The 25152-nt window shown below is 42.0% G+C and carries 35 protein-coding genes; 31 read left to right on the top strand and 4 right to left on the bottom strand.

Annotated features, from left to right (window positions below):
- Positions 1-67 precede the first annotated feature (67 nt).
- The 3 genes from JKP34_RS17780 to JKP34_RS17770 all read left to right on the top strand — a co-directional run bounded on the left by JKP34_RS17780 (position 68) and on the right by JKP34_RS17770 (position 3358).
- Complete coding sequence (locus JKP34_RS17780) at positions 68-538, top strand: PepSY-like domain-containing protein (protein WP_201924551.1); 471 nt, start codon at positions 68-70, stop codon at positions 536-538.
- On the top strand, positions 525-2939 hold the full coding sequence (locus JKP34_RS17775; RefSeq protein ID WP_201924544.1) for a TonB-dependent receptor domain-containing protein: 2415 nt from the start codon (positions 525-527) through the stop codon (positions 2937-2939). The genes JKP34_RS17780 and JKP34_RS17775 overlap by 14 nt, the downstream gene beginning before the upstream one ends.
- A 95-nt stretch (positions 2940-3034) precedes the next feature.
- Entirely contained in the window at positions 3035-3358 is a 324-nt protein-coding gene (locus JKP34_RS17770) for an SRPBCC family protein (protein ID WP_201924537.1), read from the top strand.
- Here the strand turns inward: JKP34_RS17770 and JKP34_RS17765 are convergent.
- The 3 genes from JKP34_RS17765 to JKP34_RS17755 all read right to left on the bottom strand — a co-directional run bounded on the left by JKP34_RS17765 (position 3336) and on the right by JKP34_RS17755 (position 4699).
- Positions 3336-3617: a nucleotidyl transferase AbiEii/AbiGii toxin family protein gene (locus JKP34_RS17765; RefSeq protein WP_201924535.1), complete on the bottom strand. Its 282-nt coding sequence runs from the start codon at positions 3615-3617 to the stop codon at positions 3336-3338. The genes JKP34_RS17770 and JKP34_RS17765 overlap by 23 nt on opposite strands.
- Positions 3607-4380: a type IV toxin-antitoxin system AbiEi family antitoxin gene (locus tag JKP34_RS17760; protein WP_201924533.1), complete on the bottom strand. Its 774-nt coding sequence runs from the start codon at positions 4378-4380 to the stop codon at positions 3607-3609. Before JKP34_RS17760 ends, JKP34_RS17765 begins: the two co-directional genes overlap by 11 nt.
- A gap of 133 nt (positions 4381-4513) precedes the next feature.
- Positions 4514-4699, bottom strand: coding sequence for a hypothetical protein (locus JKP34_RS17755; protein ID WP_201924603.1), 186 nt, complete (start codon positions 4697-4699; stop codon positions 4514-4516).
- A 163-nt stretch (positions 4700-4862) separates the two neighbouring features.
- Between JKP34_RS17755 and JKP34_RS17750 the strand changes: the two genes are divergently transcribed.
- From JKP34_RS17750 to JKP34_RS17660, 19 genes are all read left to right on the top strand, one after another.
- Positions 4863-5345, top strand: a complete 483-nt coding sequence (locus tag JKP34_RS17750; protein ID WP_236665066.1) for an NDR1/HIN1-like protein — start codon at positions 4863-4865, stop codon at positions 5343-5345.
- Positions 5345-6271 (top strand): transglutaminase-like domain-containing protein, encoded by a 927-nt coding sequence (locus JKP34_RS17745; protein WP_201924531.1) that lies wholly within the window; start codon positions 5345-5347, stop codon positions 6269-6271. Before JKP34_RS17750 ends, JKP34_RS17745 begins: the two co-directional genes overlap by 1 nt.
- 6 nt (positions 6272-6277) lie before the next feature.
- Complete coding sequence (locus JKP34_RS17740; RefSeq protein ID WP_201924530.1) at positions 6278-7687, top strand: hypothetical protein; 1410 nt, start codon at positions 6278-6280, stop codon at positions 7685-7687.
- A gap of 30 nt (positions 7688-7717) precedes the next feature.
- Positions 7718-8308 (top strand): hypothetical protein, encoded by a 591-nt coding sequence (locus JKP34_RS17735; protein ID WP_201924528.1) that lies wholly within the window; start codon positions 7718-7720, stop codon positions 8306-8308.
- Between the two features lie 134 nt (positions 8309-8442).
- Complete coding sequence (locus tag JKP34_RS17730) at positions 8443-8979, top strand: hypothetical protein (RefSeq protein WP_236665065.1); 537 nt, start codon at positions 8443-8445, stop codon at positions 8977-8979.
- 11 nt (positions 8980-8990) lie between these two features.
- Entirely contained in the window at positions 8991-9383 is a 393-nt protein-coding gene (locus JKP34_RS17725) for a hypothetical protein (RefSeq protein WP_201924520.1), read from the top strand.
- A 191-nt stretch (positions 9384-9574) separates the two neighbouring features.
- Positions 9575-9961, top strand: a complete 387-nt coding sequence (locus JKP34_RS17720; protein ID WP_201924518.1) for a hypothetical protein — start codon at positions 9575-9577, stop codon at positions 9959-9961.
- The gene (locus JKP34_RS17715) at positions 9921-10286 is read left to right on the top strand and encodes a hypothetical protein (RefSeq protein ID WP_236665064.1); all 366 of its coding nucleotides are present in this window, start codon (positions 9921-9923) and stop codon (positions 10284-10286) included. The genes JKP34_RS17720 and JKP34_RS17715 overlap by 41 nt, the downstream gene beginning before the upstream one ends.
- Entirely contained in the window at positions 10279-10590 is a 312-nt protein-coding gene (locus JKP34_RS17710) for a hypothetical protein (RefSeq protein ID WP_201924514.1), read from the top strand. Before JKP34_RS17715 ends, JKP34_RS17710 begins: the two co-directional genes overlap by 8 nt.
- Before the next feature lies 1 nt (position 10591).
- Positions 10592-11476 (top strand): hypothetical protein, encoded by an 885-nt coding sequence (locus tag JKP34_RS17705; RefSeq protein ID WP_201924512.1) that lies wholly within the window; start codon positions 10592-10594, stop codon positions 11474-11476.
- Positions 11476-11661, top strand: a complete 186-nt coding sequence (locus JKP34_RS17700; protein ID WP_201924505.1) for a hypothetical protein — start codon at positions 11476-11478, stop codon at positions 11659-11661. The genes JKP34_RS17705 and JKP34_RS17700 overlap by 1 nt, the downstream gene beginning before the upstream one ends.
- A gap of 3 nt (positions 11662-11664) precedes the next feature.
- Positions 11665-12087, top strand: a complete 423-nt coding sequence (locus JKP34_RS17695; protein ID WP_201924503.1) for a hypothetical protein — start codon at positions 11665-11667, stop codon at positions 12085-12087.
- Positions 12088-12089: 2 nt separating this feature from the next.
- Positions 12090-13118 (top strand): peptidoglycan-binding domain-containing protein, encoded by a 1029-nt coding sequence (locus JKP34_RS17690; protein WP_201924502.1) that lies wholly within the window; start codon positions 12090-12092, stop codon positions 13116-13118.
- Between the two features lie 2 nt (positions 13119-13120).
- A complete protein-coding gene (locus tag JKP34_RS17685) occupies positions 13121-13516 on the top strand; it encodes a hypothetical protein (protein WP_201924501.1) in 396 nt (131 codons plus the stop codon).
- Complete coding sequence (locus JKP34_RS17680; protein ID WP_201924500.1) at positions 13438-13977, top strand: CHAP domain-containing protein; 540 nt, start codon at positions 13438-13440, stop codon at positions 13975-13977. The genes JKP34_RS17685 and JKP34_RS17680 overlap by 79 nt, the downstream gene beginning before the upstream one ends.
- Positions 13978-14292: 315 nt before the next feature.
- The gene (locus JKP34_RS18260; protein ID WP_236665063.1) at positions 14293-14664 is read left to right on the top strand and encodes a hypothetical protein; all 372 of its coding nucleotides are present in this window, start codon (positions 14293-14295) and stop codon (positions 14662-14664) included.
- Positions 14651-14878 carry a hypothetical protein gene (locus tag JKP34_RS17670; RefSeq protein ID WP_201924493.1) on the top strand — a complete coding sequence of 76 codons (228 nt, stop codon included), beginning with the start codon at positions 14651-14653 and terminating at the stop codon, positions 14876-14878. Before JKP34_RS18260 ends, JKP34_RS17670 begins: the two co-directional genes overlap by 14 nt.
- Positions 14875-15282, top strand: a complete 408-nt coding sequence (locus JKP34_RS17665; protein ID WP_201924491.1) for a hypothetical protein — start codon at positions 14875-14877, stop codon at positions 15280-15282. Before JKP34_RS17670 ends, JKP34_RS17665 begins: the two co-directional genes overlap by 4 nt.
- Entirely contained in the window at positions 15282-15692 is a 411-nt protein-coding gene (locus tag JKP34_RS17660) for a hypothetical protein (protein ID WP_201924489.1), read from the top strand. The genes JKP34_RS17665 and JKP34_RS17660 overlap by 1 nt, the downstream gene beginning before the upstream one ends.
- A gap of 13 nt (positions 15693-15705) precedes the next feature.
- On the opposite strand, the gene JKP34_RS18455 is transcribed toward JKP34_RS17660, so the two are convergent.
- Positions 15706-15972, bottom strand: coding sequence for a hypothetical protein (locus JKP34_RS18455; protein WP_394368683.1), 267 nt, complete (start codon positions 15970-15972; stop codon positions 15706-15708).
- Positions 15973-15999: 27 nt separating this feature from the next.
- Here JKP34_RS18455 and JKP34_RS17650 point away from each other — a divergent pair, with 27 nt between their 5' ends.
- The 9 genes from JKP34_RS17650 to dcm all read left to right on the top strand — a co-directional run bounded on the left by JKP34_RS17650 (position 16000) and on the right by dcm (position 25099).
- Positions 16000-16617, top strand: coding sequence for a DUF6088 family protein (locus JKP34_RS17650; protein WP_201924485.1), 618 nt, complete (start codon positions 16000-16002; stop codon positions 16615-16617).
- 54 nt (positions 16618-16671) lie between these two features.
- A complete protein-coding gene (locus tag JKP34_RS17645; protein ID WP_317193729.1) occupies positions 16672-17604 on the top strand; it encodes a nucleotidyl transferase AbiEii/AbiGii toxin family protein in 933 nt (310 codons plus the stop codon).
- Positions 17605-17749: 145 nt separating this feature from the next.
- Positions 17750-19519, top strand: a complete 1770-nt coding sequence (locus JKP34_RS17640; RefSeq protein ID WP_201924481.1) for a DEAD/DEAH box helicase — start codon at positions 17750-17752, stop codon at positions 19517-19519.
- 204 nt (positions 19520-19723) lie between these two features.
- Positions 19724-21031 (top strand): hypothetical protein, encoded by a 1308-nt coding sequence (locus JKP34_RS17635; protein ID WP_236665062.1) that lies wholly within the window; start codon positions 19724-19726, stop codon positions 21029-21031.
- A 27-nt stretch (positions 21032-21058) separates the two neighbouring features.
- Positions 21059-22015 carry a hypothetical protein gene (locus JKP34_RS17630; protein ID WP_201924477.1) on the top strand — a complete coding sequence of 319 codons (957 nt, stop codon included), beginning with the start codon at positions 21059-21061 and terminating at the stop codon, positions 22013-22015.
- A gap of 76 nt (positions 22016-22091) precedes the next feature.
- The gene (locus tag JKP34_RS17625; RefSeq protein ID WP_201924475.1) at positions 22092-22262 is read left to right on the top strand and encodes a hypothetical protein; all 171 of its coding nucleotides are present in this window, start codon (positions 22092-22094) and stop codon (positions 22260-22262) included.
- A 29-nt stretch (positions 22263-22291) separates the two neighbouring features.
- Positions 22292-22810: a hypothetical protein gene (locus JKP34_RS17620; protein WP_201924474.1), complete on the top strand. Its 519-nt coding sequence runs from the start codon at positions 22292-22294 to the stop codon at positions 22808-22810.
- A complete protein-coding gene (locus JKP34_RS17615) occupies positions 22791-23042 on the top strand; it encodes a hypothetical protein (RefSeq protein ID WP_201924472.1) in 252 nt (83 codons plus the stop codon). The genes JKP34_RS17620 and JKP34_RS17615 overlap by 20 nt, the downstream gene beginning before the upstream one ends.
- Positions 23039-25099, top strand: a complete 2061-nt coding sequence (gene dcm / locus JKP34_RS17610; RefSeq protein WP_201924470.1) for a DNA (cytosine-5-)-methyltransferase — start codon at positions 23039-23041, stop codon at positions 25097-25099. Before JKP34_RS17615 ends, dcm begins: the two co-directional genes overlap by 4 nt.
- Positions 25100-25152: the final 53 nt, after the last annotated feature.

Raw genomic sequence — 25152 nt, 5'->3', positions numbered from 1 at the left:
AAATTCTAATTTTCTTCTAAATCATATTGCAAGTTTGTTCTATATAAACTTTTAAACCAGTACAGATATGAAAAATTTAACACTTATCGCAGCTGTGGTCGTGGCATTTACCATGAACGCATGTGCACAGAAATCAGACAGTAAAAACGTACCTGAAAAGGTGATTTCAACATTTAATGAAAAGTTTCCTGATGCTAAAAAAGTAGAGTGGGAAATGGAAAATGAATCAGAATGGGAAGCTGAGTTTAAATGGAATGGTAAAGAATATTCTGCCAATTTCAGCACAGATGGGGAATGGCATGAAACCGAACATGAGATAAAGGGGTCTGAAATTCCTTCAAATATTCAAGCCATCCTTGATCAGAATTTCTCTGATTATGAGATCGAAGGTGCAGAAATAGCTGAAACTCCATCAGGCAAATCCTATGAAATGGGAATTGAAGTAGGAGAAGAAGAATACGAAGTTACAATTGACGCAAAAGGAAATCTAACCAAGAAAAAAGAAAACGAAGAAGGGGATGAGAATGACGAAGATTAATCAGTTCATCATTATTTTTTTATTCCTAGGTCCTATTGGAGTATTTGCGCAAAAATCGTCCATTAGTGTTTCTGGTACAATCAAAGACAAGGTCTCAAAAGAGACCTTGCCTTTTGTTAATGTAGTATTGAAAAAACATACTGATTCAACCTTTGTATCAGGAACTATCTCAAATGACAATGGTCTGTTTACTTTTTCAGATGCTAAGCCCAATGACTACCTGTTGGAAGTGTCCTATATTGGTTATAAAAAATACAGCTCTCCAGTATTCATTGGTTCAAATTCTGAGTTCATTGACTTAGGAACAATTCTATTGGAAGAAGATTTTGAGCAATTGAATGAAGTAGTTGTAACAGCTCAGCAGGATGCTGTAACTGGCACAATGGACAAAAAAACCTATTCAGTTGAAGACAATGTGAGTCAAAGCGGAGGCAGTGTCTTACAATCCATGCAAAACCTTCCCGGTGTTACGATTCAGGAAGGTCAGGTACAACTTAGAGGTAGTGATCAGGTGATGGTTTTAATTGATGGTAAACAAACAGCCGTAACAGGATTTGGTAATCAAAATGGGTTGGACAATATCCCTGCATCAGCCATTCAAAAAATTGAAATAATAAATAACCCTTCTGCAAAATATGATGCCAATGGAAATGCAGGTATTATCAATATTGTGATGAAGAAGGAAGTTCAACAAGGGTTCAATGGTAAAGTGGGGTTGACAACTGGTTTGGGTGCACTTTGGATTCGTAAGGAAAACCTGCCAACTATCAGGCCTCAATATCGGAATACACCTAAAATAAACCCATCAATTGCCTTGAATTATAGAAAAAAGAAAATCAACTTCTTTGTGCAAGCAGACAACCTGTATACAGAAACCTTAAACAAGAATGAATTTGTAACAAGAACCTATAATGATGGAACAGTCATTAATCAGCAGATGAAAAGGAATCGCAACACCAACTTTTTTTCTTCTAAGGCTGGTATGGACTGGTTTATAAATGATTATAACAGCCTTACCGTTTCCGGCCTCTTCAGCCAGGAGTCCATCCAAGATTATGGAGACCAGCCATTTTTTAATGATGGTCTAAATGAAAGGCTGAGGCTTTGGCAGTTTTTAGAGGATGAAGTGCTAACAGCAGCTATGGCTTCTCTGAGCTACCAACATAAATTTCAGCAGCCTGGACACAAACTAAATATAGGCTTCAATTATACATTTGACAGGGAAGATGAAAAATATTTTTTTACTAACATCCGTCCTTCGTTCACCAGTAAAGAATCCTTCTTCCTAATTGCTGATCAGACAGTAACAGATTTTACGGTTGACTACACGAAGCCCTTGAAACATGGCTTTTTGGAGACAGGCTTTAAGTTCCGTAGAAGGACAATCCCTACGAATATGCAATTTAATCCTTCGGAATCAAACTCTGTTCTCGACACTGGTGCTGATGGTTTAGCAACTTATAAGGAAAGCATTCCGGCTGTTTATGGAAACTATATTTATGAAGTAAAAAAACTGGAAGCTGAAATTGGGCTAAGAGTGGAATATGTGGATTTACAATATAATGTTGATCCAAACCATAATACCTACAAGAGTGATGGTTATAATTACTTTCAGCCATTTCCTAATGCACGATTGACGTATAAAGTTAATGATCGCAACAAGCTATCCGCCTTTTATAACCGTAGGGTTGATCGGCCTGATGAAGTGGACATTCGTATATTTCCGAAGTACGATGATGCTGAAATAATTAAGGTAGGAAACCCTTCCTTGCGGCCACAATTCACCAACAGCTTCGAACTCGGTTACAAAAATGATTGGAATAAAGGATATTTCTACGGAGCTGCTTATCATCGCATTTCAGATGGCACCATCACCCGAGTAGCCACTACAGTCGATACTACTAACTTGATTTACAACATTTCACAGAATGCTGGAAAAAGCAATAATACAGGTGTTGAAGTAGTAATCAGTCAAGAACTTAGTGATAAAATTAATATAAACTTGAACCTGAATGGGTATTATAATCAGATAGATGCATTTACAGTTATAAATCAATATCCTGTGGAAAATACCTTTACAGCAGAACAACAAGAAATCTATTCAGGAAATATAAAACTGAATACCAATTTTATATTTGGTAAAAACATAGAAGCACAATTAACAGCCATTTACCTATCTCCTGACATCATTCCGCAGGGCACTATTGATTCCAGGTTTTCTCTTGATTTAGGCATCAAAAGAGGGGTTCAGAAGGGTAAAGGAGAATTATTTCTGAATGCGACTGATCTGCTCAACACCATGGTTATCCAGAAGAAAATTAACGGTAATAACTTTAGCTATACCAGTAAAGATTATTATGAAACACAGGTTATACGCATAGGGTATAATTACAAATTTTAAAGGCGATGAAGACAGCGCTGTATAAAAAAACTATGATTGTAACTATAGAATATACAATACTTAAGTAAATGCAATTTTCCCATAACAGAAATTCTATGAAATTATTTATTTGTATTCATTTGCTAGTATTTTACGTAAATGCGTCCCAAATCATGGCTCAAAACAACTCCGAATCATGGAACTTGATAGATGAAAAGGAAGGTATTAATATTTATACAAGACCAAATCGTAACACGGAAATCAAAGAAGTTAGAGTTACACTTAAAATGAAGGCATCAATGGAGGAGCTTATTGAGAAATTAGCTGATGCTACCAGTTATTCAGAATGGGTGTATAGGAGTACTTACTCAACTTTTATTCAAAACATTGATGAAAATGTCTTCTCCTATTATATAATTACTGATTTTCCACCTGCATAAGCGAAATTTTGGCTTTTGGCAAGACAGAAAGTATACTTTCTTCTATCCTTGAAAGCCCATCCGATATATTTTGTAGTGAAGTTTCCCTGTCTTCAATAGGAAGATAAGTCAGATCAATATCAACGGATAATCGTGGCATATTACGGACAAACAGATTAATGGCCGTGCCACCATGCAAAGCAAAAAAAGTCTCTTTAGCCACTTCCGGAAGTATATCCAGCAACAGAGCTACTTGTCTTTTGTAAGTTTCATTGGCCATAATTCTCCAGTTCTTTAGGTACGGTGATTTGATATTTGGGTATGTAGGTTCCGTTTTTAGCCAGACTTCTTTTACCACTTCCCAAGTCTAATTTTTCTGGTTTTAAATAGTTAAACCAAGCATGCTTGGCTTTTTCTGCCAGGTAGAGGAATAATCTTTTCACTTTTACGGAAGTGCAGGCTTCAAGAAGTGCCTGCACCTTAGCCGGTTGCAGGTTGTTCAAACTCTCCATAAGCTCATAACATTCAATCAAATGCTGTTCTTCAGGAACCAAATACAGGCATTCCATCATCGCTCTGGCTGCACCTGAAATTTTGAGATGGAAGGTGGTTTGATCTATAGAAGTCAATCCTGAATCTGAAGGAAGGAAGGAAGTACGGAAATAGTTGATTTCAACTTCCCAGTTATGCTGATCAAACCATGCTGGTAACTTTTCATTCTTACCCCCGAAGAGGAAGACTTTTTTAGTATTAAATTCTAGGTACTGTATTTTACCCAGATATGCAAGAGCGGACTTAGCTCCAATGTGAATACTCATGTCTTTTTGAAATTGTAGTGCATATAAAGCTCCCGCAACACCTACATTTTCTCCTGCACGCTTCATAGCCCCTGACCCGATGGATTCCAACCAATTACTCTTACGATATCGCTTTTGTAAGTCAAGACTATACCCTTTCTCAGACAACCAGGAAGACAGCAAGACAACTCCGGAAGGCTGAGACTGAAGTAATTGGTTTATTTTAGATTCTTTTTGGGTACTCATAGTACGAATATCGTATAAAAAATAAACTAAAACAAATCAATAGTTTAAAAGTATACTGTTATAGGTACTTTAAGTCCCTATATAATTATAAAAATAAACTATCTCAAGAAAACTACCTCTATTACGAGATAATCTATTTTCCGTAACCAAAATGAAGATAAATCAATCTTACCTCCCAGGGGTATAACAACTTTCTTCGGCTGGTGTCCAGTCCCTTAATTTCTTTCATTTTTAACCGAAGTGTTTCCGTACTAACATTGAGCTTTTTAGCAAGGTCTCCTTTGCTCATAAACTTCATATCCCAATTTTGTTCATTCATTTTAAAACCATTTAGAGTGATTAAAGAATTGAATTCAAAGGGATTCCTCATTAAACAGAAAACAGCCTTTGAAAGCCGTAAATTACACTTTATTCCACATTATTCCCTGAACGAAACAGGCTATCCCAGACCCATTTGGACTGATTAGAAAATAATTATTCATTTGAGAAAAAAAGTAAATCAAATGCTCAAATGGATCGCAGGTGGAGTAGCCGCATTTTTCGCAGGCCGGTATTTGCTGAGGCTCAATAAAGCCTCCAATACCATCGTGACCCGGACTTCGCTCCAGGTCAACAAGGTCAGCCTGTCGGGCATTGAATTGAAAGCTGGCGTGCGATTGCAAAATCCGAATCCCATCAACCTTTCCATTCAATATCCTTTCGTAAACCTGACCCATAAAGGTGCCTCTCTTGGCTCTTCGCAAGTCAAAGATGAAACCATCCAACTCCCTGCCAATGGAGAGCAGTCTTTCACTATCACCATCCAGTCAGCCGGATGGCTCTCACTTATCCAGGTGTTAGGCACGGAACTGACACAAAAGATCCGCAGCGGACAAAAGGCCGTGCTGGATGTAGTTTCAACAATGACCACCAAAGTCAACGGCCTTCACTATTCGCAACAGGAAACCCTCAAACTAAGCATCTGATGCAGGTCCTCAAGAGACGACATATCGCCCCTGGTCATCCGTTTGACAGGCTTTTTCCCAAGAGCATTAAGCAGGATAAAGTCATCCGTCCTGAAGGCAAAGCCCGTCTGCACCACACCATCAATCTGATCAAGCAGATAGTAAGAGATACCAAAGGTGATACGGCCTTATTGGCTAAAACGCTAAAAGCTGAAAAGCTTAAAGACACCTGCGAAAACATCTGGAATTTTGTTTATAAGCACATTCAATATACAAGGGATAAGGTCGGTGTGGAACAAGTGAGGCGACCATCGCGCACGTGGGCCGACCGCAAAACTGGTGTGGATTGCGACTGTTATACTGTTTTTATTTCCAGCGTCCTTTCCAACCTGAACATCCCCCATAAGGTGAGGATTACTAAATACGGTGGCAAGCCTTATTTCCAGCACATCTATCCAATAGTTCCTATCGGGACTGGTTACCTCACCCTGGATTGCGTCACCGACCAATTCAATTACGAAGTGCCATATTCGGAAGCCAAAAAAGATTTTGACATGGACGACCGCAAACCTGTAGGCGAGATCAACGGCATCCTGGAAGTCAGTGGCGTTGATTCAGCCGACCTGCTTATAGGTGGATTGGGTATCTATAACCTAAAGCAACCGAGGCTACCACTTCGGCAAGTGAGAAAGATGAGCCATGAGAAAAACCAGGTAACAACACCTGATAAGCTGACGATCAGAAAGGTGCCGGAACAAAATACATCATCCCAGCCTGTGTTGCAGGTAGTAAATGCTCAACCGAAAGTCGAAGTGGCACCGGCATGGGAAAATCAAACAGCACCGAGAGCTGAAGACAAGACAACAGGTCTGGGACTTGCGGGAAAGATTCTCCTTGCCCTGGGAATAGGCTTAGGCGCTTATAAACTAACTGAAATCTTAACATGATGAATTATGGAATTGCACAGACTTGACGGTTTTACCGCTTCTGGATTGGACAATGTGGACATCCAGGATATAGATTTTGAGACGCTGGAGGAGGGCGAAATGTCAGGCCAGCAAATAGCGGCACTGGAAGCCCTTGGTTATGTACAAAGCCCCGATATCGCTTATGAGATACAGGATGAAAACGGCAATGTAATCATGTATGCCGATGCGGAGGAAAACTTGTATGTTATTGATGGTTTAGGAGAGCTGGGCTTCTTTAAGAAGATTGGCAAAGGACTGAAAAATGCTGCCAAGTTTGTCGGAAAGAAAGTCATCAAACCGGTGGCAAAAGGCGTGTCCAATGCGGCCAAGTTCACAGCTAAGAAAGTCATCACCCCCGTGGTAAAAACGGTCAACCGCTACCTGAACCCAGCTACCATATTATTGAGGAACGGCTTTTTATTAGCCATGAAGGTCAACCTGATGAAAGTGGCCGAACGCCTGCGTTTCGGTTACCTCAGCGATGCGGAGGCTCAGAAGCGTGGAATGAGCATGAGCGGTTTTGCGAAGTTGAAAGAAGCCATCAGCAAAGCCGATAAAATCTATGAACTGGCCGGTGGCAAAAAAGAAAACCTCAAGAAGGCCATCCTCACAGGAAAAGGCAATAGCGATAAAGCTGTGCCCTTGAGCGGCTTTGCGTTAGGTAGTCCATTATCGGCAACCGATGATTACGTGGATCCCTTTGAAAAAATGATTGTGGAAGCTGATGCCGATGAGGTAGAGCAGCTACTGGATGACGGCATAGAGGTGGAAGGCTTAGGAGTGGTAGTGACCGGCACTGCCGTTGCAGCAGCTTCCGGGGCGGTGGCCTCTATTTCTGCTTTGCTTAGTAAGATCACCGGGGTATTTGACAAAGCCAAAAAGACCCAAAGCGATGTAAAGAACCTAGTATCTACTGCCAAATCCTTTGTGCCGACTCCTAACCGCCCGAGTGGTGGAGCAGCCCCGATACAGCTACCTCAGCCAATTCCCAAGCCACTTGTGAGGTTTAGCCCCCAGACTACATCTCTGGTACGAAGGCCAACGGTAACCGCATCTGTTTCACCAGCAGTCAAAACTCAATCATTGGTTCCAGCCAACACCGCATTGGTAAGAAAAGCTCCGAATACCCTGATAGATAACACAAATCAGCCGGAAGAAAAGCAGGGGTTCTTTCAGAAGAACAAAACGCCTTTACTGATCGGTGCAGGTGTGCTGGTAGCCGGAGGAGGTATCTATTATGTGGTGAAGCAATCCAAAAAGAAAGGCAAAGCTAAATCGGTAGATGGAATTCCAAGAGATATTAAAGGAAGGTTTAAAGGCTCGAGTAAAACCAAGTCGTCCAAACCCAAAACAAACAAGAAATCTAAGAAGCTGGTACCTACTGTGCTTCTCTAAAACTAAATAAAGTACTTAAAATCAAGAACAATGGAAAAAAAGGCAGCAATAAAGGACAGCCTAATTGAAACAGGCAAGAACCTGGGCTCAGGACTGGTTGGCATGGTAGCCGGATCGGCCGTAGGCAGGCATTCCCTTTGGATCGGGGCAGCCACCATCTTTGGTGGGGCATGGTACCAGTATGATTGGCTCACCTCAGCAGGTGTAGGCATGGTGGCCTCCAATGGCTTTGCCCAGCGCAATGAAGAGAAAGTATCCGGCCTGGATGGCTTTCAAGATGAAATTGGCAATGCCAAAAACCGGGCATTGTCTTCCCTTAAAGCCCTGGGCAAAAAAGTGTACCTGGACAAATTGTCCCCCTCACTGAGCGAAAAGCTCGGCCTCAATGGTATGGAGGACAGTGAAGTACTCATGGTCAACGGCTACATGGGTGATATTGGCAATTTTGATACCTCGGAAGTAGACGAAATCATCCGCCAACTGGAAAATGGCAATGCCGATAACCTGATTGAACAAACCGGATTTGAGGGAAGCCAGGTCGGTGACCTGGGAGCTTTAGGCAACCCGGACATTGTAGAACTGGAAGGCACCGATGCATTAGAACTCAATGCGGTGGCATAAGTGAATTCTTAAATCTTAAATCTCATATCTAAAATCTAAATCAAATGATACGTAAAAATTCAAGAGAACAATTTCTGGAAATCGTCAATGCCCACCTCTCGCTCAGGGAGCAAGGCAAGAAACATGATCCTGCTATGGTGAAAGTAGCCGAGGGAATTAAAGAAGGGCGTTTGCAACTGTCTGACAGTGCCTATTACTCCATCAAGTATGGAGGAGATAAGGCCACCATCCACATGTTTGAAACCCAGGATGCCAAAGAAATTGGGGTAACCAATGTGACCCAATCCAAACTACCAAAAGATAGGTTGTTCCTCTGCAACCGCATCATCCTTTTGGCTAAAGTATTCGAAGGGGAAATCCCACAATCCGATACGGCCTGGAAGCAGTTGATCAAGTCCACCAATTTTGATTCTATCAAAGCGGTGGCAGGTTTGCAAAACGGAGTGTTCACTTTTATGGCCAACAAGAAGATTATCATTGATGAGCGGCCTATGCAGGATTTTGTCACCGATAACAACCTGCAAATGAACCTTGGTACCTATTACCTGGAGAACCCAAGATTTATCAGGGATGATGAAGAGTTTGAGTTCACGCTTGAGCTAGGCGATGATGCCCCGGACAAAACCCTGATCAAAGTAGTGCTGGCCGGAACCTCAACTGTGCCTGCTTAATCTGCAAACCGATGGAAAAGCAAACCCGGGAAATCCGTAAAACCTTCAGCTTCCAGGTGAATGAAGCCAATAAGCTTTATACACCTGTCAAATGGGAACTACCCAAGAAGACTGCTTTTGTGAAGGGGCTTCAACTCACTTCCGACTTTCCCAATAAACTGTACTACAGGGGAAGTCAGCGCATTGAGATTGGAGGCGATGAGCTTTTCCCGGAAGGTTTTGACAGCAAGATACTAATCTCCAGCATCAGCGTGGCACCACGGGAGCGGTTCTTTGATCTGGGAGAAGTGCAACCTGGGGATCTGTCAGTAAAAGTCCGCTATGAAGATAAAGACCATGAGCGGGCGGTGCTGGGTAACGGCTACCAGGTGTCGGTGGTGCTTTTATTAGAAGAAGAGATATGATTCGGAAAGTAAGCATAGCGTCAAAACTTGAGGGTGAAGGATCGGAAAAGCTGCTGATCAAAAGGCGGTTTGTCCCGGTGGAAATATCAATTATTCAAAATGGCCAGTATCAAACCTTCAAAGAAAAGGTGCCCCATGGCACAAGGAAGGTTGTGGGCATCGTGATAACCCATGATGCTCCCGATCATAAAATGCACCACAACCGGGTGTATGTAGGCAGCACTTCCGATATGGCCATCAACCAGGCATTGGTGTGTAGACTAAATGATGATCTGATAGGAAGCCAGCCGGTGGTTTATCGGATTGAAGTAAAGCAAGGCGAAAAATTGTATTACGCCCAGCCAAAGAGGCTGGAAATGCCGGAACTAAAGCTGAATGGAGAGGAAGATAAATTCAAGGATGCGGTAGTGGTTGAAATCAGGGATTTCTGGACCGACTTCAAAGAAGATTACCGGGTCTGGGAAAGTAAATATGCCGGATTAGGCATAGTGGAACTGATCGTCAGTCCTACTTCAGGTGAAGATGATGAGGGTGGCAATGAGGACGATGACGAAGATGATGACGAATATGACTACTGAGCAGATGATATTAGGAGAACTATCTATATTTAGCAAAGAGGGCATTGCCTTGAAAACAGAGGTAGCAGAAAGCACTTCTGTTTTCCGTGATCATGACCGGCTCAAACAGGACCGCTACCTATTCAATTTTGATACGAACTGCAACTTCAATGAGATTGAGCTTAACGAACCAATCCCAAACTTGCCCATTCACCCATTGGATATTGAAATCAATGGTGATTACTTGACCGGCTCATTCAAAGATAGCGGGTATGCCACCGGACCGTACAAAGTAAAGCTTTGGCTGATGATTGAAGAAAAACCCGAACTATTGAAGAATGACTGAAGAACTGGCCATACGATACATTCCACAGCGTGCGCAGGAAAGAGGTTTTCAAAGCTACAGGCTGGTATTCCAGGATTTAAATCTGGAGCCAAAGCAGGAGATCCAGCTGGCTGCTTACAATGAACTTTGGATTTTGCTGGAAGCGGAATCAGGAATCAGCATCAGCTCGGATTTCGGGGAGTATGATTACAATAATCCCAAGCTTTCGGAAAACATCCATGAGCATGCGGATAGGATTGAGATCAGAAACCAGTCAACTGAACCCGGAAAGGTGAAATTTATTCAGGTGATATTAAGTGATTGAGATGGAAGCAGACAGGATCAGAAAACCGGGGTCAGTAAGATTGACCGATGAGCAGTACGAAGAGATGGAGACATTGGGACTGGAGAACGAAAGTGCTTATGTAAAGTACAAACTCAACGGAGCGCAGAAACATCTTCAGGTCTTGCGAAATTCTTCTGACTTGAATAACGACAAGGATTATTCAGGCGAGGAAAAGCCAGCCCAACTGTTGGTCAAACCCACTTCTGAATCTCTGGAGGATAAGCTTGCCTTACAAAAGCTATCCTTAGAAAATGAGCAGCTCAGGCATAAGCTGGAAGAGATTTCCAGAAGCAAGGAGGAGTCTCTTAGTGGGATTCACAACCAGGTGGAAGGAATGCTCAGGGATGAGCTGCTCAAACGGGATTTTGAATCCTTAAAAAAGGAGAATACAAGACTTCAGAAGGATATTGAAAAACTGGAAAAGGAGCTGGAGAAATCCGAGGAAGCTATTGAGGAAAAGTCCGGTGAGATTCAGGAGCTCGTCAAAAAACTTGGGCTAGTGGAATTGGGAAAAGTGCTGCTGCCGGGGGCTATCAACGGACTGGCCAGTAAATATCCCAAAGAAATGCAGGGACTTGCTACTACGCTGGGAAGCCTGAGTGGTGAGGATGTGAAGCAATTGCTTCCGGCAGCAAGCCTGTCAGCAGAGCAGCAAAACCTGCTCAATATAGCTGAATATTTTCGCGAGCTATTTGACGATGAGCAGTTTGAGCAGCTCGTGCAAATGGTCACCCAGCTCGGGGAGCAGGTGAAGCAAGACGAAACGATGATCAGCAAAGTCATCTATTACCTCAACCAGATGGGCAAGATCAGAAATTCAAAGCAAAAGCACACAGAAGAATCGGAAGCAAACAGTATAAGCTAATGGAAGAATTTAACCTCAATATCAAACTGAAGGCTAAAAACCAGGTGGAAGCCAATCAGGTGAAGAAGGCCTTTGAAACGATGGTCTCCAGTTTTAAAGCTGATGGCATCATCAAAATGGAGAAAATATTTAAGTCGGATGCATTTGTACGCAATGTGGTCAAGATGAAACTCGGTATAAAATAAATTATGGCAGCTCCACTTTTAGCATATAAAGCATGGCAAAACCGACCAAGAATAAGCATCAGCAGCCAAGTCACTTCAACAGTACTGGCCGTAGGTGCTGCGGCTGGCGTGTTTTGGGGCATCAAGGCTGTGGTGAAAAACTTCAAGCAGGGCATTCGGGAGCAGCAGGCTTTGACTGAAGGCAACCCGGCCGCTTTTGCCACCCAGTTGAAAATGGCTTTTGAAAACGACAATTACTTTGGCTGGGGCACAGATGAGGAGGTGGTTTTTTCGGTATTAGAGTCTATTCCCAATGGAAGCACTATGAACAAGGTGCAAAGGGCTTACCGAGACTTGTATGGAAGAAATCTGGCAGCCGATTTACAGGACGAATTGTCTTCCGAAGAATTCGCCACCGCTTTACAGATGATCAACGCAAAATCCTGATTATGGCAACTAGAACACGCAAGCAAAATACGAATACAAGGACTCCGAGCAGACAACTTCCAGCCGAAAAGCAGAAAGCAGATCTGAGGAAAAAATATATTGTCTACGGACTTGGGGCCGGGGCAGTGCTTGGAGGCGGTTATCTGCTGTACAATTTCCTGCAAGACCGCCAGGTAATGGATCGGGGACAGGGTTTGATTGTCAACAACATCATTCCTTCGCTTCCTGGTTCTGTTCCAAGAAGCACTGTCAGCAGTTCCTTTCCACTCAGAAGCGGATCAAGGGGCGAGCTCGTGAAACAGTTGCAGCAAGGCTTGCTCAATCTGGGAGGTCAGGCAGCAGCCTATATCCGCAGCACCAGCATCCGTCCGGACGGCACTCCTGATGGCGTCTTTGGCAGCGGTACCGAAAAAGCGCTGAGGGCAGCAGGTTATTCCGCTTCGGTTTCGGAAAGCACCTTCAGCAAAATTGTAGGCAGTAGTGCCGTTGCTCAAAGTGGCTCATTCAACAGCAAGGCAGTTGCTGAGGAGCTAATCAAAGCAGCAAACAGCCAGAACTTATTTACTGCTCTTGCTGCCTTAAAGCAAATGCAAAACACCGGTGATTACTTATCGATCAGAAGCCATTTTGCTACGGCCATTGTGGGTGGCGTACGGGTGACCAGCCCTGTCAATGCGTTGCTGAGTGTAGCCTTTAAAAACAATGAACCAGCCAAAGTAAAGATAAGAGCTGAGTTTACTCGAATAGGTTTGAAACAAACGCCCACCGGAACCTGGACTTTGTCCGGATTGGGGGCGCTGGAAACGATGCATGACCTACAACGCCACCTGAAAAACAGCCGGGTTCTGGATGTGGTCATCACGCAAAAGCCGACTATGCTGCGCAATGGCCAGGGAGATTATATCATCCCGGCCATTCCTGCTAGAACAGTAGTTGGTTATCTGGCAAATGATCAAAAAGGTGTAGCCCAAATTATCACCGAAAACGGGGTGACTGTATATGCACCTTCACAAAACTTAAAACTGGTATAACGATGGAAAAACTCAAACAATGGTTGAAAACGAATGTGGTTCCGCTCATCAAATGGCTGTGGAACTACATGAAAGTATGGCGGGAACTGTCTTCCATAGCCGTAGCGCTTTTTCTCTGGGCCAACAGTGCCTGGTTTCTTCGCAAAATAGATCCGACAGCCGCGACTTATGATGCGGGTGTGTTTCAGGTCTATTTGTTTGCCATAATTGGGCTGTTTTTGCTCCACGGGATTGTCCGCATCCTCATGAAGCTGATCTGGCCGACTTCCGATGATTATTTAGACCATCAATTTGCTCAGGATTTTAACACGATCACATCATGGCAGAAACTAAAACTCTCTACGTTTATCTTCTTTGCTTTCTTGTTTGCAGCAGTGCTGCTGGCCAGGATCATCTGAGCAAGAGATATGAGCTACAAGAAATTTACCTGAGCCAGGTCGGTACTCGCGAGCAAGGCGGAGCTAACCGAGGTGAGCAAGTGGAGCAATATTTAGCTGCTGTAAGCTTTGGCCCTGGATATGCATGGTGCGCGGCCTTTGTGAGCTGGTGCTACCAGCAGGTGGATGTTGAGCATCCGAAAAGTGCCTGGGTACCGAGCTACGCTAGAAAGCAAAACCTGATTTACCAGCGGGGTCAGGTTATCAAGCAGATTCCTCAAACTGGAGATGTATTCCTGATCTGGTATGAGCGGTTGAAGCGGCCTGCCCATATTGGTTTTGTGGATCAGTGGCAGGCCACCTGGGTAATTACGGTAGAAGGAAATACAAATGATGATGGTTCCCGTGAAGGTGATGGTGTCTACCGAAAACGAAGGGTACAGCGACAGATTTTGGCGGTGGGTAATTTCATAGACTTTTAATGCATGCTTAGGAAAACCAGGAACATTTTAAAAAGCAGAGGCTACCGGATCTTTGAAAATCCATACCAGCTCAATATCGTAGCGTACCGGAGCAAGCATGTCCGAAGCAACCGCTTTGATGACGAAATCCATGTGTTTTATAAGAATGAACGGGAACAATGGGTATATCACGTGTTTCCTGCTACTACCGATCCGGGGCAATACTGGCTGGACAACCCAATGCATCCTCAGGGTACGGCTTTCTTAAAGAAAGGCCAGTACATGGATGCTTACGCCATTGGACTGCACCGTGGGATTTATGAGGCAGTCGTGCAGATGGAGCCGGTGACGGTAATTCGGGATTATGACCGAAAGGGAATTTTCAACTGGTTTGAAAGCGGGTCTCCGGATACCGGCAAGTTCGGGATCAATATCCACCGAGCCAGGCAATCCGGATCAACGAATGTGATTGACAACTTCTCTGCCGGTTGCCTGGTTTTCGCTGATGCCTCGGACTACGACTTCTTTATGAGGCTGGCGAAAATCCACCGAAGCATGCATGGTAACCGCTTTACACTTACATTAATTGACTTCCGGGATGAGCGCAGAAGAACACTCAGCATTGCTGCCTGGACTTCTTTAATAGCAACTTCAGTGGCAGTAGTAGCCGACTCTTTTATTAACCGAAAAAGCTATGCAACTATCTAAAAATACCAAAAAGGCAGGATTAGCTCTTATTGGCTCAATGGCTGGATTCTTGATGGCTAAACAGTTGAAAATTGAGGACTATTATCCCTTTATTTTGCTGGGTGGCTTCTTGGGTAACACTATTGGTGAAGAGCTTATCCCTGAAGAATGCCACCCGCAAAACACTTTGGGATACATAGACCGCAACGGACAACTTAAACTGATATCACTATGAAAATTGATCTTGATAAATTGTATGTGGTGTATCAACCAACCCGGCATTCCGAAAAAGCCGATGTGTTTGATGGCCGTCCGGATACTTTGGCTGGTCTTTTCCGCCAGGTGCTGGGTGGATTGAAAATAGAACAGGTTCATGCCATCTATACCACACCTGCAGAGGCGGAGAAGGAAGCAAACCACTTGCTAAAAAAACCAGCAAAGAAAAAACGTACGCCTACTGCACCGATTAAAAAGGGACAAGGCTATGCCATTTTCGGAAGTGAAGTCAAAGCAAGTGATAAGTACCGTGTGCAATCTAAACCAAAGGTTTATAAAACGAAGAAAGAAGCCGAGTCTGTATTAAATCAGATGCTGAGAAAGGGCTGGAAACGATCTGAACTTAAAATTTTGAAGTATTGATGAAGAAAAAGGTAGTCATATCGGGAAATAAGCCAATATGTAGCAAAATGCGCTATGCGATTTTCAATAGTGGCAATGATCGCCTGGTCAGAAAAGGCATTTTTACTGCCGGAGAAATTCATAAATACCTCAACCAAAAAGCGAAAGAAGGCAAAAGCTATTATGCCATTGAATTAAAAGGGCTTAACCGGAAACTGGCAGCCAAGGAGTTGAAGCCTTTAGAAAGTAAGATTAAAAACCACAAAGCCGTACTTCCTGCCAAAGACCTGTCCGATTTAAAAGCCCTGCTCAGAGTCCTGAAAACCAAACCGGCCTGTGACGGCATGATTAAAGCATACCAATTTGATACTGCCCTTCGTGATGAGATTCCCTTGAGCGTCTGGAAGAAAATTGGAGGAAATACCTTTTAAAATGGACAAATTTTTATCCCATACCGCCCCTCAGCATTCCTCTTCCCGGATGATGCCCGTAGAGCTCCAGGATGAAGTGGCTCCCAAAATCAAAGCCTACTATAAATATGAGCTGGCCGAGATGTACAGTGTCTGCACCAAAACCTTCTCCGCCTGGATTCATATGTATTTTGAAGAACTCCAGCAATTCGGTTATACCAAACATACCAAACTTCTCCGCCCAGAGATTGTGAGGTTTTTGTTTGAACGATTGGGGGAGCCTTAATTGATCTTGTAACATATTTTTACTAAATTTGTTACAGAAATTATGGATACGAAACAGCTTTCAGTTGAAAATCGAATAATAAATCATCTCACCAAATATGGACGAGGAGAAATATACTTTCCTGAGGATTTTTCTGATTATGGCACCAGTGAAGCCGTAAGGCTTGCTTTATTCAGATTAGAAAATAAAGAATTTTTAATTCGCCTTGCGCAGGGCATTTACCTTTTCCCAAAGAAAGATGATGTATTAGGCATTATCCATCCATCGCTTGATGAAATAGCCAAAGCCATTGCCAAACGGGATCGCGCAAGAATCATCCCTACTGGAATTCAGGCACTTAATAAGTTAGGTCTGTCAACTCAAGTGCCTATGAAAGCAGTATACCTTACCGATGGTGCTGCCAGGGATATCAGGGTAGGTAAAAACAATATTAAATTCAAGCGCACTACTCCCAAAAATTTAGCTGTAAAAGGAGAAATAAGCGGCTTGGTTGTTCAGGCAATGAGAGCAATCGGAAAGGGAAATATTACACTCTCTGAACTCAGGCGTATTCATGAACTTCTGGCTAAGGAGGATCAGAATAAGCTTACGCATGATGCAAAATTGGCTCCTTCCTGGATAAGACAAATTATGTTGAATACTAAAAAACAAGATAGCTGAATGGTAGAATGGTTTTCATTAACTGAGCAACAAAGGAAAAATATATTTAATCAGGTGAGCATACAGACCGGTTTGCCTGCCATAGCAGTTGAAAAGGACTGGTGGGTAACATTGGTACTAAGAACAGTCTTTTCATTGTCTGTAGCTGAACATCTTGTTTTCAAAGGAGGGACATCTTTAAGTAAAGGCTGGGATCTGATCGAGCGCTTTTCTGAAGATATTGACCTTGCCCTGGATCGGAGGTTTCTTGGGTTTGAAGGAGACCTGAGCAAGACCCAGGTAAAAAAACTAAGGAAGGTATCCTGCGGTTTTATTAGTGGGGATTTTATGAAAGCAGTAGAAGCCAGACTTAAAGAGTTAGACATTCCTGACGTCACTCTTTCGGTTCAGGACTTCAATGATTTCGATACGGACCCGCTGGTGATAGAGTTAAACTATAAAGCACTTACCGATCAATCGGCTTATATCCAACCCAGGGTTCTGATAGAAATTGGCTCCAGATCGTTGATGGAGCCGTTTGAAGAACGGGACATTCAATCGCTTGTTGGGAAACAATATAGTGAACAAAGTTTTGCTGACAGACCGATAGCTATTCCCACGGTGCTACCCAAACGTACTTTCCTGGAAAAAATATTCCTTTTACATGAAGAGTTCCAAAAACCCGCAGAGCATATTCGCGTTGACCGTCTCAGTCGACACTTGTATGATCTGGAAAAATTAATGGATACTGATCATGGAAAAGAGGCCATTGTGGATGATGAGCTGTATAATTCCATCATTGCCCACAGGAAGAAATTCAATATTGTAAGAGGCATTGAATATAAAAACCACAGAAAGGATAATGTCAATTTTATTCCTCCAGAAGAAATATTAAAAGACTGGGAGAAAGATTACCAAACCATGCAGGAGAGTATGATCTATGGTGAGACCTTGTCTTTTGATAAGCTAATAAAAAGATTAGAAAAATTGAGAGAGAGGCTTAGGTAGATTGTAAAAATTGAGCTCCGAAAACATCTGGAAGAAATTCGTTAATTGTCCGATTTTTTTATCAGAGGTTTGAGTCCTTAAATCTGTTGTAAATCAACTCTTTTACTACCAAAATAATGAACCCAAAAAAGATTTTCATAGATTTATGAAACTAACCTTTATTAAAATATTGATGCCAGAAATAATTATACCCAGATTAGAAAGAGTAATCTACAACAAGCCAGGAAATAAAAACATAATAAAACAGTTTTTGGCACCAGAGCAGAAGACAAATTTCAACATCGTTGAAAGTGACCGAAATACTGTGACTATCAGGGTAGGTGATAAATCAATTCTTTTAACCAGTAACAGAAATCAATTATCTGATAAGAAATTTATCCTTTTAATTAACAGGAAACCAACCAGGGAGATACTCAACAGTGAAGATTTTATAATTAGAGGATGGTTAAAACACCCCTTGTTAATAAACCATTCAACAAGTCAGGTTATAGGATCGTGGAAAAATGATTTTCAATTTAAAGAAGAGGACGCAACAAGTAATACCAATGGGTTAAGGACACCACAAATGGGTGCACTTTATAATATTATGGGGCATTTAAAAATGCCTTTAGAGTCAGGTATTGTAGTGCTTCCTACAGGAACTGGTAAGACCGAGACTATGCTTTCGGCCCTTGTTGCTAATCACTGTGAGAAGCTTTTAGTAGCTGTACCCTCCGATGCGTTAAGAAATCAAATATCTGGAAAATTTCTATCATTGGGTCTACTGAAAGATTTCGGAGTAGTTGGAGAGAAATCCCTTTATCCCATAGTAGGTATTATCAAGCAGCGGTTTTCTACTTTAAATGAGGTCAATGATTTTTTTGAACAGTGCAATGTAGTGGTGACTACCATGAACATTCTGACTTCATTACCCGAGGACCAACAGAATGCTATATCAGATGTATGTACCCATTTTTTTATTGATGAAGCGCATCATGTAAAAGCTAAAACCTGGGATGGTTTTGCACAGTGTTTTGATGCAAGGAAAATCATTCAATACACGGCAACTCCATTTCGCAATGATGGCAAGAGAATAGAGGGAAAAATGATATTTAACTTTCCCCTAAAAGAAGCTCAGGATCAGGGATATTTTCAAAAGATTGAATTTCTACCTATTAGGGAGTACAACCCTAAAAAATCTGATGGAATAATTGCCGAAACTGCAATCAACAAATTGAGAGAGGATTTGAAAAATGGTTTTAACCATATACTTATGGCTCGGTGTGCCAATAAGGAAAGGGCTAGAGCCGTCTATAAATTATACGAGGCTGAAGGTGATCTAAACCCCACACTTCTATACTCAGGGGTTAAAGACTTCAAAAAAAATTATGCCCAGATTATTGAGAAGAAATCCAGGATTATAATCTGTGTGGATATGCTTGGAGAAGGGTTTGATCTTCCAGAACTTAAAATAGCTGCCTTTCATGATATAAGAAAAAGTCTGCCCATAACCCTACAGTTTGCAGGGAGGTTTACAAGAACCAAGTTTGATGAGGAGTTAGGCAACGCTTGCTTTATAGCCAATATAGCTAATGTGGAAGTGAAAGATGAGCTGGAAGATCTGTATTCCAGAGATGCAGACTGGAACAGGCTTCTTTCGGATATAAGTCATGCTAAAATTGAAGAAGAAGGAGATTACAAAAATTTATTGCAAGGCTTTACAAAACTGGCTGATTCAAATATTCCCTTTCAAAATATCAAGCCCAAACTGAGTACGGTAGCATATAAAAATAATACTACCACCTGGAATCCGAGGAATTACGAAAAAGGCATTTCCGACCTTAAAGACTGTGAGTATAAATTCTTTGACATAAATCATGATGAAAAAATGTTTGTACTCATTACAGCCAAAAGACAGGAATTAGACTGGGTATAACATAAAAATATTTATGCGCTTGATTGGAAATTGATATTGGTTTATTGGGAGACGAAAAACAATCTTTTGTTTATAAATAGCTCCGATAACAGCAGTCTTTATAAGGAGCTGGCTCAGGCTGTGATTGGTGAAAATGCTGAGATGATTGATAAGATCAACGTATTTAAAGCTTTTCACAATATCCAACGCACAAAACTTCACAACGTGGGTTTACGGCTCTTTTTGGGGAAGGACATTCGTTTCCGGATGAGTGTAGGTAGTGACGTTGGTGAAGCATTAGGAATAGCAGAGCGACAAAAAGGGGAAAAGGCTTTTGTTGTAGGAGTTGGATATGAAAATGGAGAGCCCGTTAACATCGGTTGCTCTTACAAAGGGAGGATATGGACTAAATTGGCTGGGGACATAGGCCACTACAAAAAGTGGTGCACAAATCTTGGAGCAAAACTCGCTAATGATCAGTTAGACCCAAATCAAATCCTTAGAGAAACTCTAATTCCCAAACTGGTAATTGAGCGCCCTGCAATTTTTCCTGTGTGGATAGACTGGGATGTTGATATGTATATGAGCCATGAGAGTAGGTTTAGATTTTTAGTGGATGGCTCCCTTTATGATATGGCCAATTGTGAATTAGCGCTAACAAATCCTTCCGATGAAGGCAATATCACGTTTGCTCTTGTCACGGAACATACTTCTGCCGAGTTTGAAGTAGTGCTATTTGAAAATACTGAAACCGATACGGCATACCCAGACTTTAAAATCGTTCAAAAAACCAAAGCCAATATTGAAGTAGAATATGGCTCAAACCGTGTGGTAGCTAATAAGTTCTTTGAAGAGTTTGTACCAACTGTTTGGTTTGCCGATGGCTCTTCACTAACAGGCAATGTCTTTTATAATCTAAAACAAATTATAGCCCCTTATCCGAAAGAAAACATTATCGCATGGGATTGGACAGGAGTGGATATCAGTAAAGAGGCACAAAAGGTAGATCCAAAAGTGACCAATTCCATTCAATTCAAGGTCATTCAAGATTTGAAAAAGGAAGATTTTGACATTATATATGATGACGATTATTCGGGGGAAATTGCGGATGTACTTGCATTAAAATTATATGATGACAGGCTTGAGGTGAAAATGTATCATTTAAAATTTGCTGTAGATGGGAAGGCATCTAATAATATTAAAAACCTTTATGAAGTATGTGGTCAGGCTCAAAAATCCGTTCACTGGAAACACAAAGAGGGCAGGGATTTCATTTCGCATTTACTACGCAGGGAACCAAAAACAAGGAAAGGGGCATCGTGCTCACGTTTGGAAAAAGGAACATTAGACGATTTGGAAAACTTATTGTCAATCGTAAAACAGCAAATTCCAGTGAAATACGAGATTTATATTGTGCAGCCTGGCATATCCAAGACCAACGTAACTGATGATATCCTGACACTTCTGGGGGTAACTGAAAATTATATCAAGGAAATCGGAGGAATAACCACTAAAGTCATCGCAAATAAATAAGAGGGGTGTTTATATGAAAATTAATAAATGATACAAAGTAAACTCAGGGCATATAATTTCAAGGATGGGGAATGGGAGACCGTGACCAGGTGGCAATTAATACATATGTCTGAGTTGGATTACAAAAAATTTAAGGAGCATAATTTTCCATTATACCTTAAAAAAGACCCTAATAGTTACAAACTCACTTTCAATCAACGTCAGAAAACATTCAGGTTTTATCCGGGACAAATACCCGATGATAAAAAAGGCTCTTCAGGCTTGACCATAGCGCATCAATTGGCTCAGGAGGTCATCTCTAACTTACGTACCTTACACCTTAAACTTACCGATAAACGGTTTAAGCCTTACAAGAAAGTAGATATTGACATTGAAGCAGACCAAATATTTGAAGAACATCGTACAACAGCAAATGACAATGAATACATTGTTGATTTGCTCGTGCTTTTCTCAAAGCCAGCATGGCTCGCACTTAAATGGAACAGAATATTGATTCTGGAAGTGTATGTAACCAATGAATTAAGAGGCCAAAAAATCATTGATTTTGAAAAAAAAGGATTGTCCATGGCAGAGGTTGTGATCGGGTCAAAGCTTAAGATTAAAAAAACAGCTTCCGAGGTATCAGAGCGTGAAGAAGACCAACTGAGAAATATAATGAAACATGCCTTTTCTAAACAGATTTACGGTGATCTCTGGATTGATACCTGTACTTCCAAATATTTAGAAAATGAAGCTCTTAAAGAACGTGAAGAACAAATCACAGCATTAAAACAGAGGATTCAAATTAGTCAAGATAAAATTAACGTTTTGAAGGAAGGTTTGGAGCTTAAAGATCAACAGCTTAGAAAAACCCAGAGAAATTTAAAAACATTTGATCTCGCATTGCAGAAGGAGGTCTCGCAAAAAACAACTCTGAAAAAAGAGCTTAATCATTGGGAGTCTAAATCTAAGTTTGAGAGATTATTAGATCTGCTACGAAAATAATTCATAAAACTCCTTTTCCCGAATCAAGCCGAAAGCAGTTTTCTGATCTGTGCTATGATTGTTAAAAAAAGCAATCATGGCAAGAAAGAAGACAACTAAAAGAAGATCAACTTCCGGTAAAACAGCCAATACTAAGAGAGTGACAATGATTAGCCGACATGCCAAGCGTACCCGGAAAAAGGGTGAGGCCTGGACAAAAGCCATTCAGCGGGCTACCCGTGAATTAAAGAATTCCGGTAAGCTTTAAGTCGGCCTGGTATGGAAATATTGAAGCATTTGCATCCAGTGATGAGCACTGAAGAATTGAATGACTTGGTTTGGAAACTGGCAAAGCATCATGGTTACAAGTCAGACCAGAATGCCATTGTATTCCAGGCTGAGAATAAGTATCACAGGATCAGTTCGCAGGTTCATTATAAGAACCTTCATCTGGAGACGCTTTTTGAATGGCCATCAACTGATTCGTATCATAAGGTAAGCCATCTACCTGGTTATCCATTCGCCCTCGCCATTGGCTGGCCACCGTACCACAACTATTTTTATCCGGATTATCCGCATGCCGCTCCATTGCCGATGGTGGTAACCTTCATCCATCACACCTTACAACTCCTAACAGTAGGAGGGTTGTTATTTGTTCTGGCAACACAAAACGAAGCAGGCTGGCCAACTCAAGAGCTCAACAAGATAGCTGAAAAGATTGATGAGTATGTACTTCCACCTGTTTTCGGCCAGTCAGAGGAACACGCTTTGATGGTCTTCAGGCGCAGAGCCACCGATGCGGTACGATATGAATAATGTTCAAAAAAACAAAGAAATCATGACCAGGACAAAACAGGATGAAGTCATCATCAAAGCATTAAAGTGTTACCAGCGGCACCTGACCGAGCAAATCAGCTTTCATAATTCCATCGGTCAGTCCGATACCATTCGTAAGGTCCTAATTACCGAATTGCACAATGTGGAAGACGTACTTGACCCTCTGGTGGCTGCAAAGAAGAAACCCAGAAAGGTTGCCAGAAAGAAATGAAAAAGATTGATATGAAAGGGCTAATCCTACTCGATCTTTTCAGCGGTATAGGCGGGTTTCCCAAAGGCCTGTCTGATGCTGGTTTTTCATTTAAAAAGCATTACTTCAGTGAAATTGACAAATATGCCATTGCCAACTACCAATACAACTTTAAACAAGCCATCCATGCCGGACCCGTTGAAACAGTCAAAAAAGGAAAAATTGAACCACCTGACATTGTCACGTTCGGATCTCCATGCCAGGATCTACCCATTGCTGGAAAAAGGAAAGGGATCAAAGGAAAAAGAAGCCGACTCTTTTTTGAAGCAGTTAGAATACTCCATGAACTCAAGCCCCGTCTGTTTATCTTTGAAAACGTCAAAGGACTTTTCTTCAGTAACCAGGGCAAAGACTTTGAAATCGTACTGCGGGCGTTTGCCGACCTTGGGGTTTATGACCTCCAATGGCAACTGCTTAATACATCCTGGTTTCTACCTCAAAACAGAGAGCGGGTGTACCTTGTCGGATCTCTTAGAAGCCAAGCCCGGCCCGAAGTATTTCCTATCGGAACAAATCATCAAGCGGTTGAAAAAAGCCATGAAAGCATCACACAAGCCAACATTGCTCCGACAATAAACACCAAGGTTGGAGAGAGTGGGAATTACTCTCCGTACATCCTCACCCTGAGAGGTAAGAAGTATGAAAAGGGAGAAAACCTCAATATCCGAAAAGCAGGAGTTACCAATTGTATCACCCAATCTGACGATCATAACTTTCTGCTAGAAAAATGGCATCCTATGCGTACTGTGAGAACAGAGAAAGCCAAAGCCATCCGGAGAAAGAACCAGAAGATAGGAAAAGACTATGCACCATTCCGAGAGCGGGAGTTTGAAGTACGGGAAGATGGGATCACCGGGGCCTTAACTACCAATACCGAGCGGGAAAATTTACTAACCAACATGAAAACGATCCGTAGGTTCACACCCTTGGAATGTGAGCGGCTCCAGGGTTTTCCTGATGGCTGGACAAGCAAAGGAATACTGGATGGGGAAACAATAGAGATCAGCGACAGCCAAAGATATCAGTTGTTGGGCAATGCGGTGAGTGTACCGGTAGTACATGTAGTTGGCGAAAATATCGTGAATAGTTTAAAACCAAAAGGGCAGTACAAATCGAATAATGGCACTCTAGAATCACCATTGGGAAACCTTGATTTTGTCAAAAAGACCCCTATTACCTACTATGGTGGAAAGCAACGTTTGGTCAGCCTGATCCTTTCCCTCATTCCCGAGCACAAACTATACTGTGAACCTTTTGTAGGAGGAGCAGCGGTTTTCTTTGCCAAAGAACCCTCAGAAATGGAAGTAATCAATGACCTCAATGGAGAGGTGGTTAATTTCTACAGGGTATGCCACATTGATTTTAATAAACTGGAAAAGCAGGTTCAGTCCACTCCACACAGCAGGCAGGTACACCGGGAGGCACAAGAAATCCTCAAGAGCGCTCGTAAATTTGATCTGGTCAAACGGGCCTGGGCTTTTTGGGTGCAGACCAATATGAGTTTTTCTTCCCGGATATTTGGTGGCTATGCTTATGAGCGAAACAGCAATGGCACCCTGAAGCGGTTCGTCAATAAGAAGCTTGCTTTTACTGAAGCCATCAAAGACCGGCTGGATATGGTGGACATTGAAAACAATGATGCTCTTCAGGTTATCAGAAGCCGTGACTCTACAGATAGTTTTTTCTATTGCGATCCACCATACTTCAATTCAGATATGGGCCATTATAAAGGCTACACCGAAAAAGACTTTACAGACTTACTTGATGTCCTAAGCAAGGTCAAAGGAAAGTTTCTACTGAGTAGCTACCCGTCTGATGTACTGGAAAAATTTACCAAAAAACATAAATGGCATACTGTTACAAAACAAACAGGTGTGGCGGTAACAAAGCAGACGAATAAAATTAAAACCGAAGTGCTGACGGCTAATTATCCGATTAAAGCTGAATTGAATGGTGTTGCTGATCTCTTGAAAGTCCGGGCTAGGGCATTAAAAATAAATCTTATTTTAGCCGATTAAATCTAACTGTAACCCAACCCGAATCAACCCGAAAGTACATTGGCGAAATGGCC

The sequence above is a fragment of the Marivirga atlantica genome, from assembly GCF_016734805.1.
Classification (GTDB): domain Bacteria; phylum Bacteroidota; class Bacteroidia; order Cytophagales; family Cyclobacteriaceae; genus Marivirga; species Marivirga atlantica.
The sequence above is the reverse complement of the archived record's forward strand: the minus strand, read 5'-3'. Positions and strand labels throughout refer to the sequence as shown.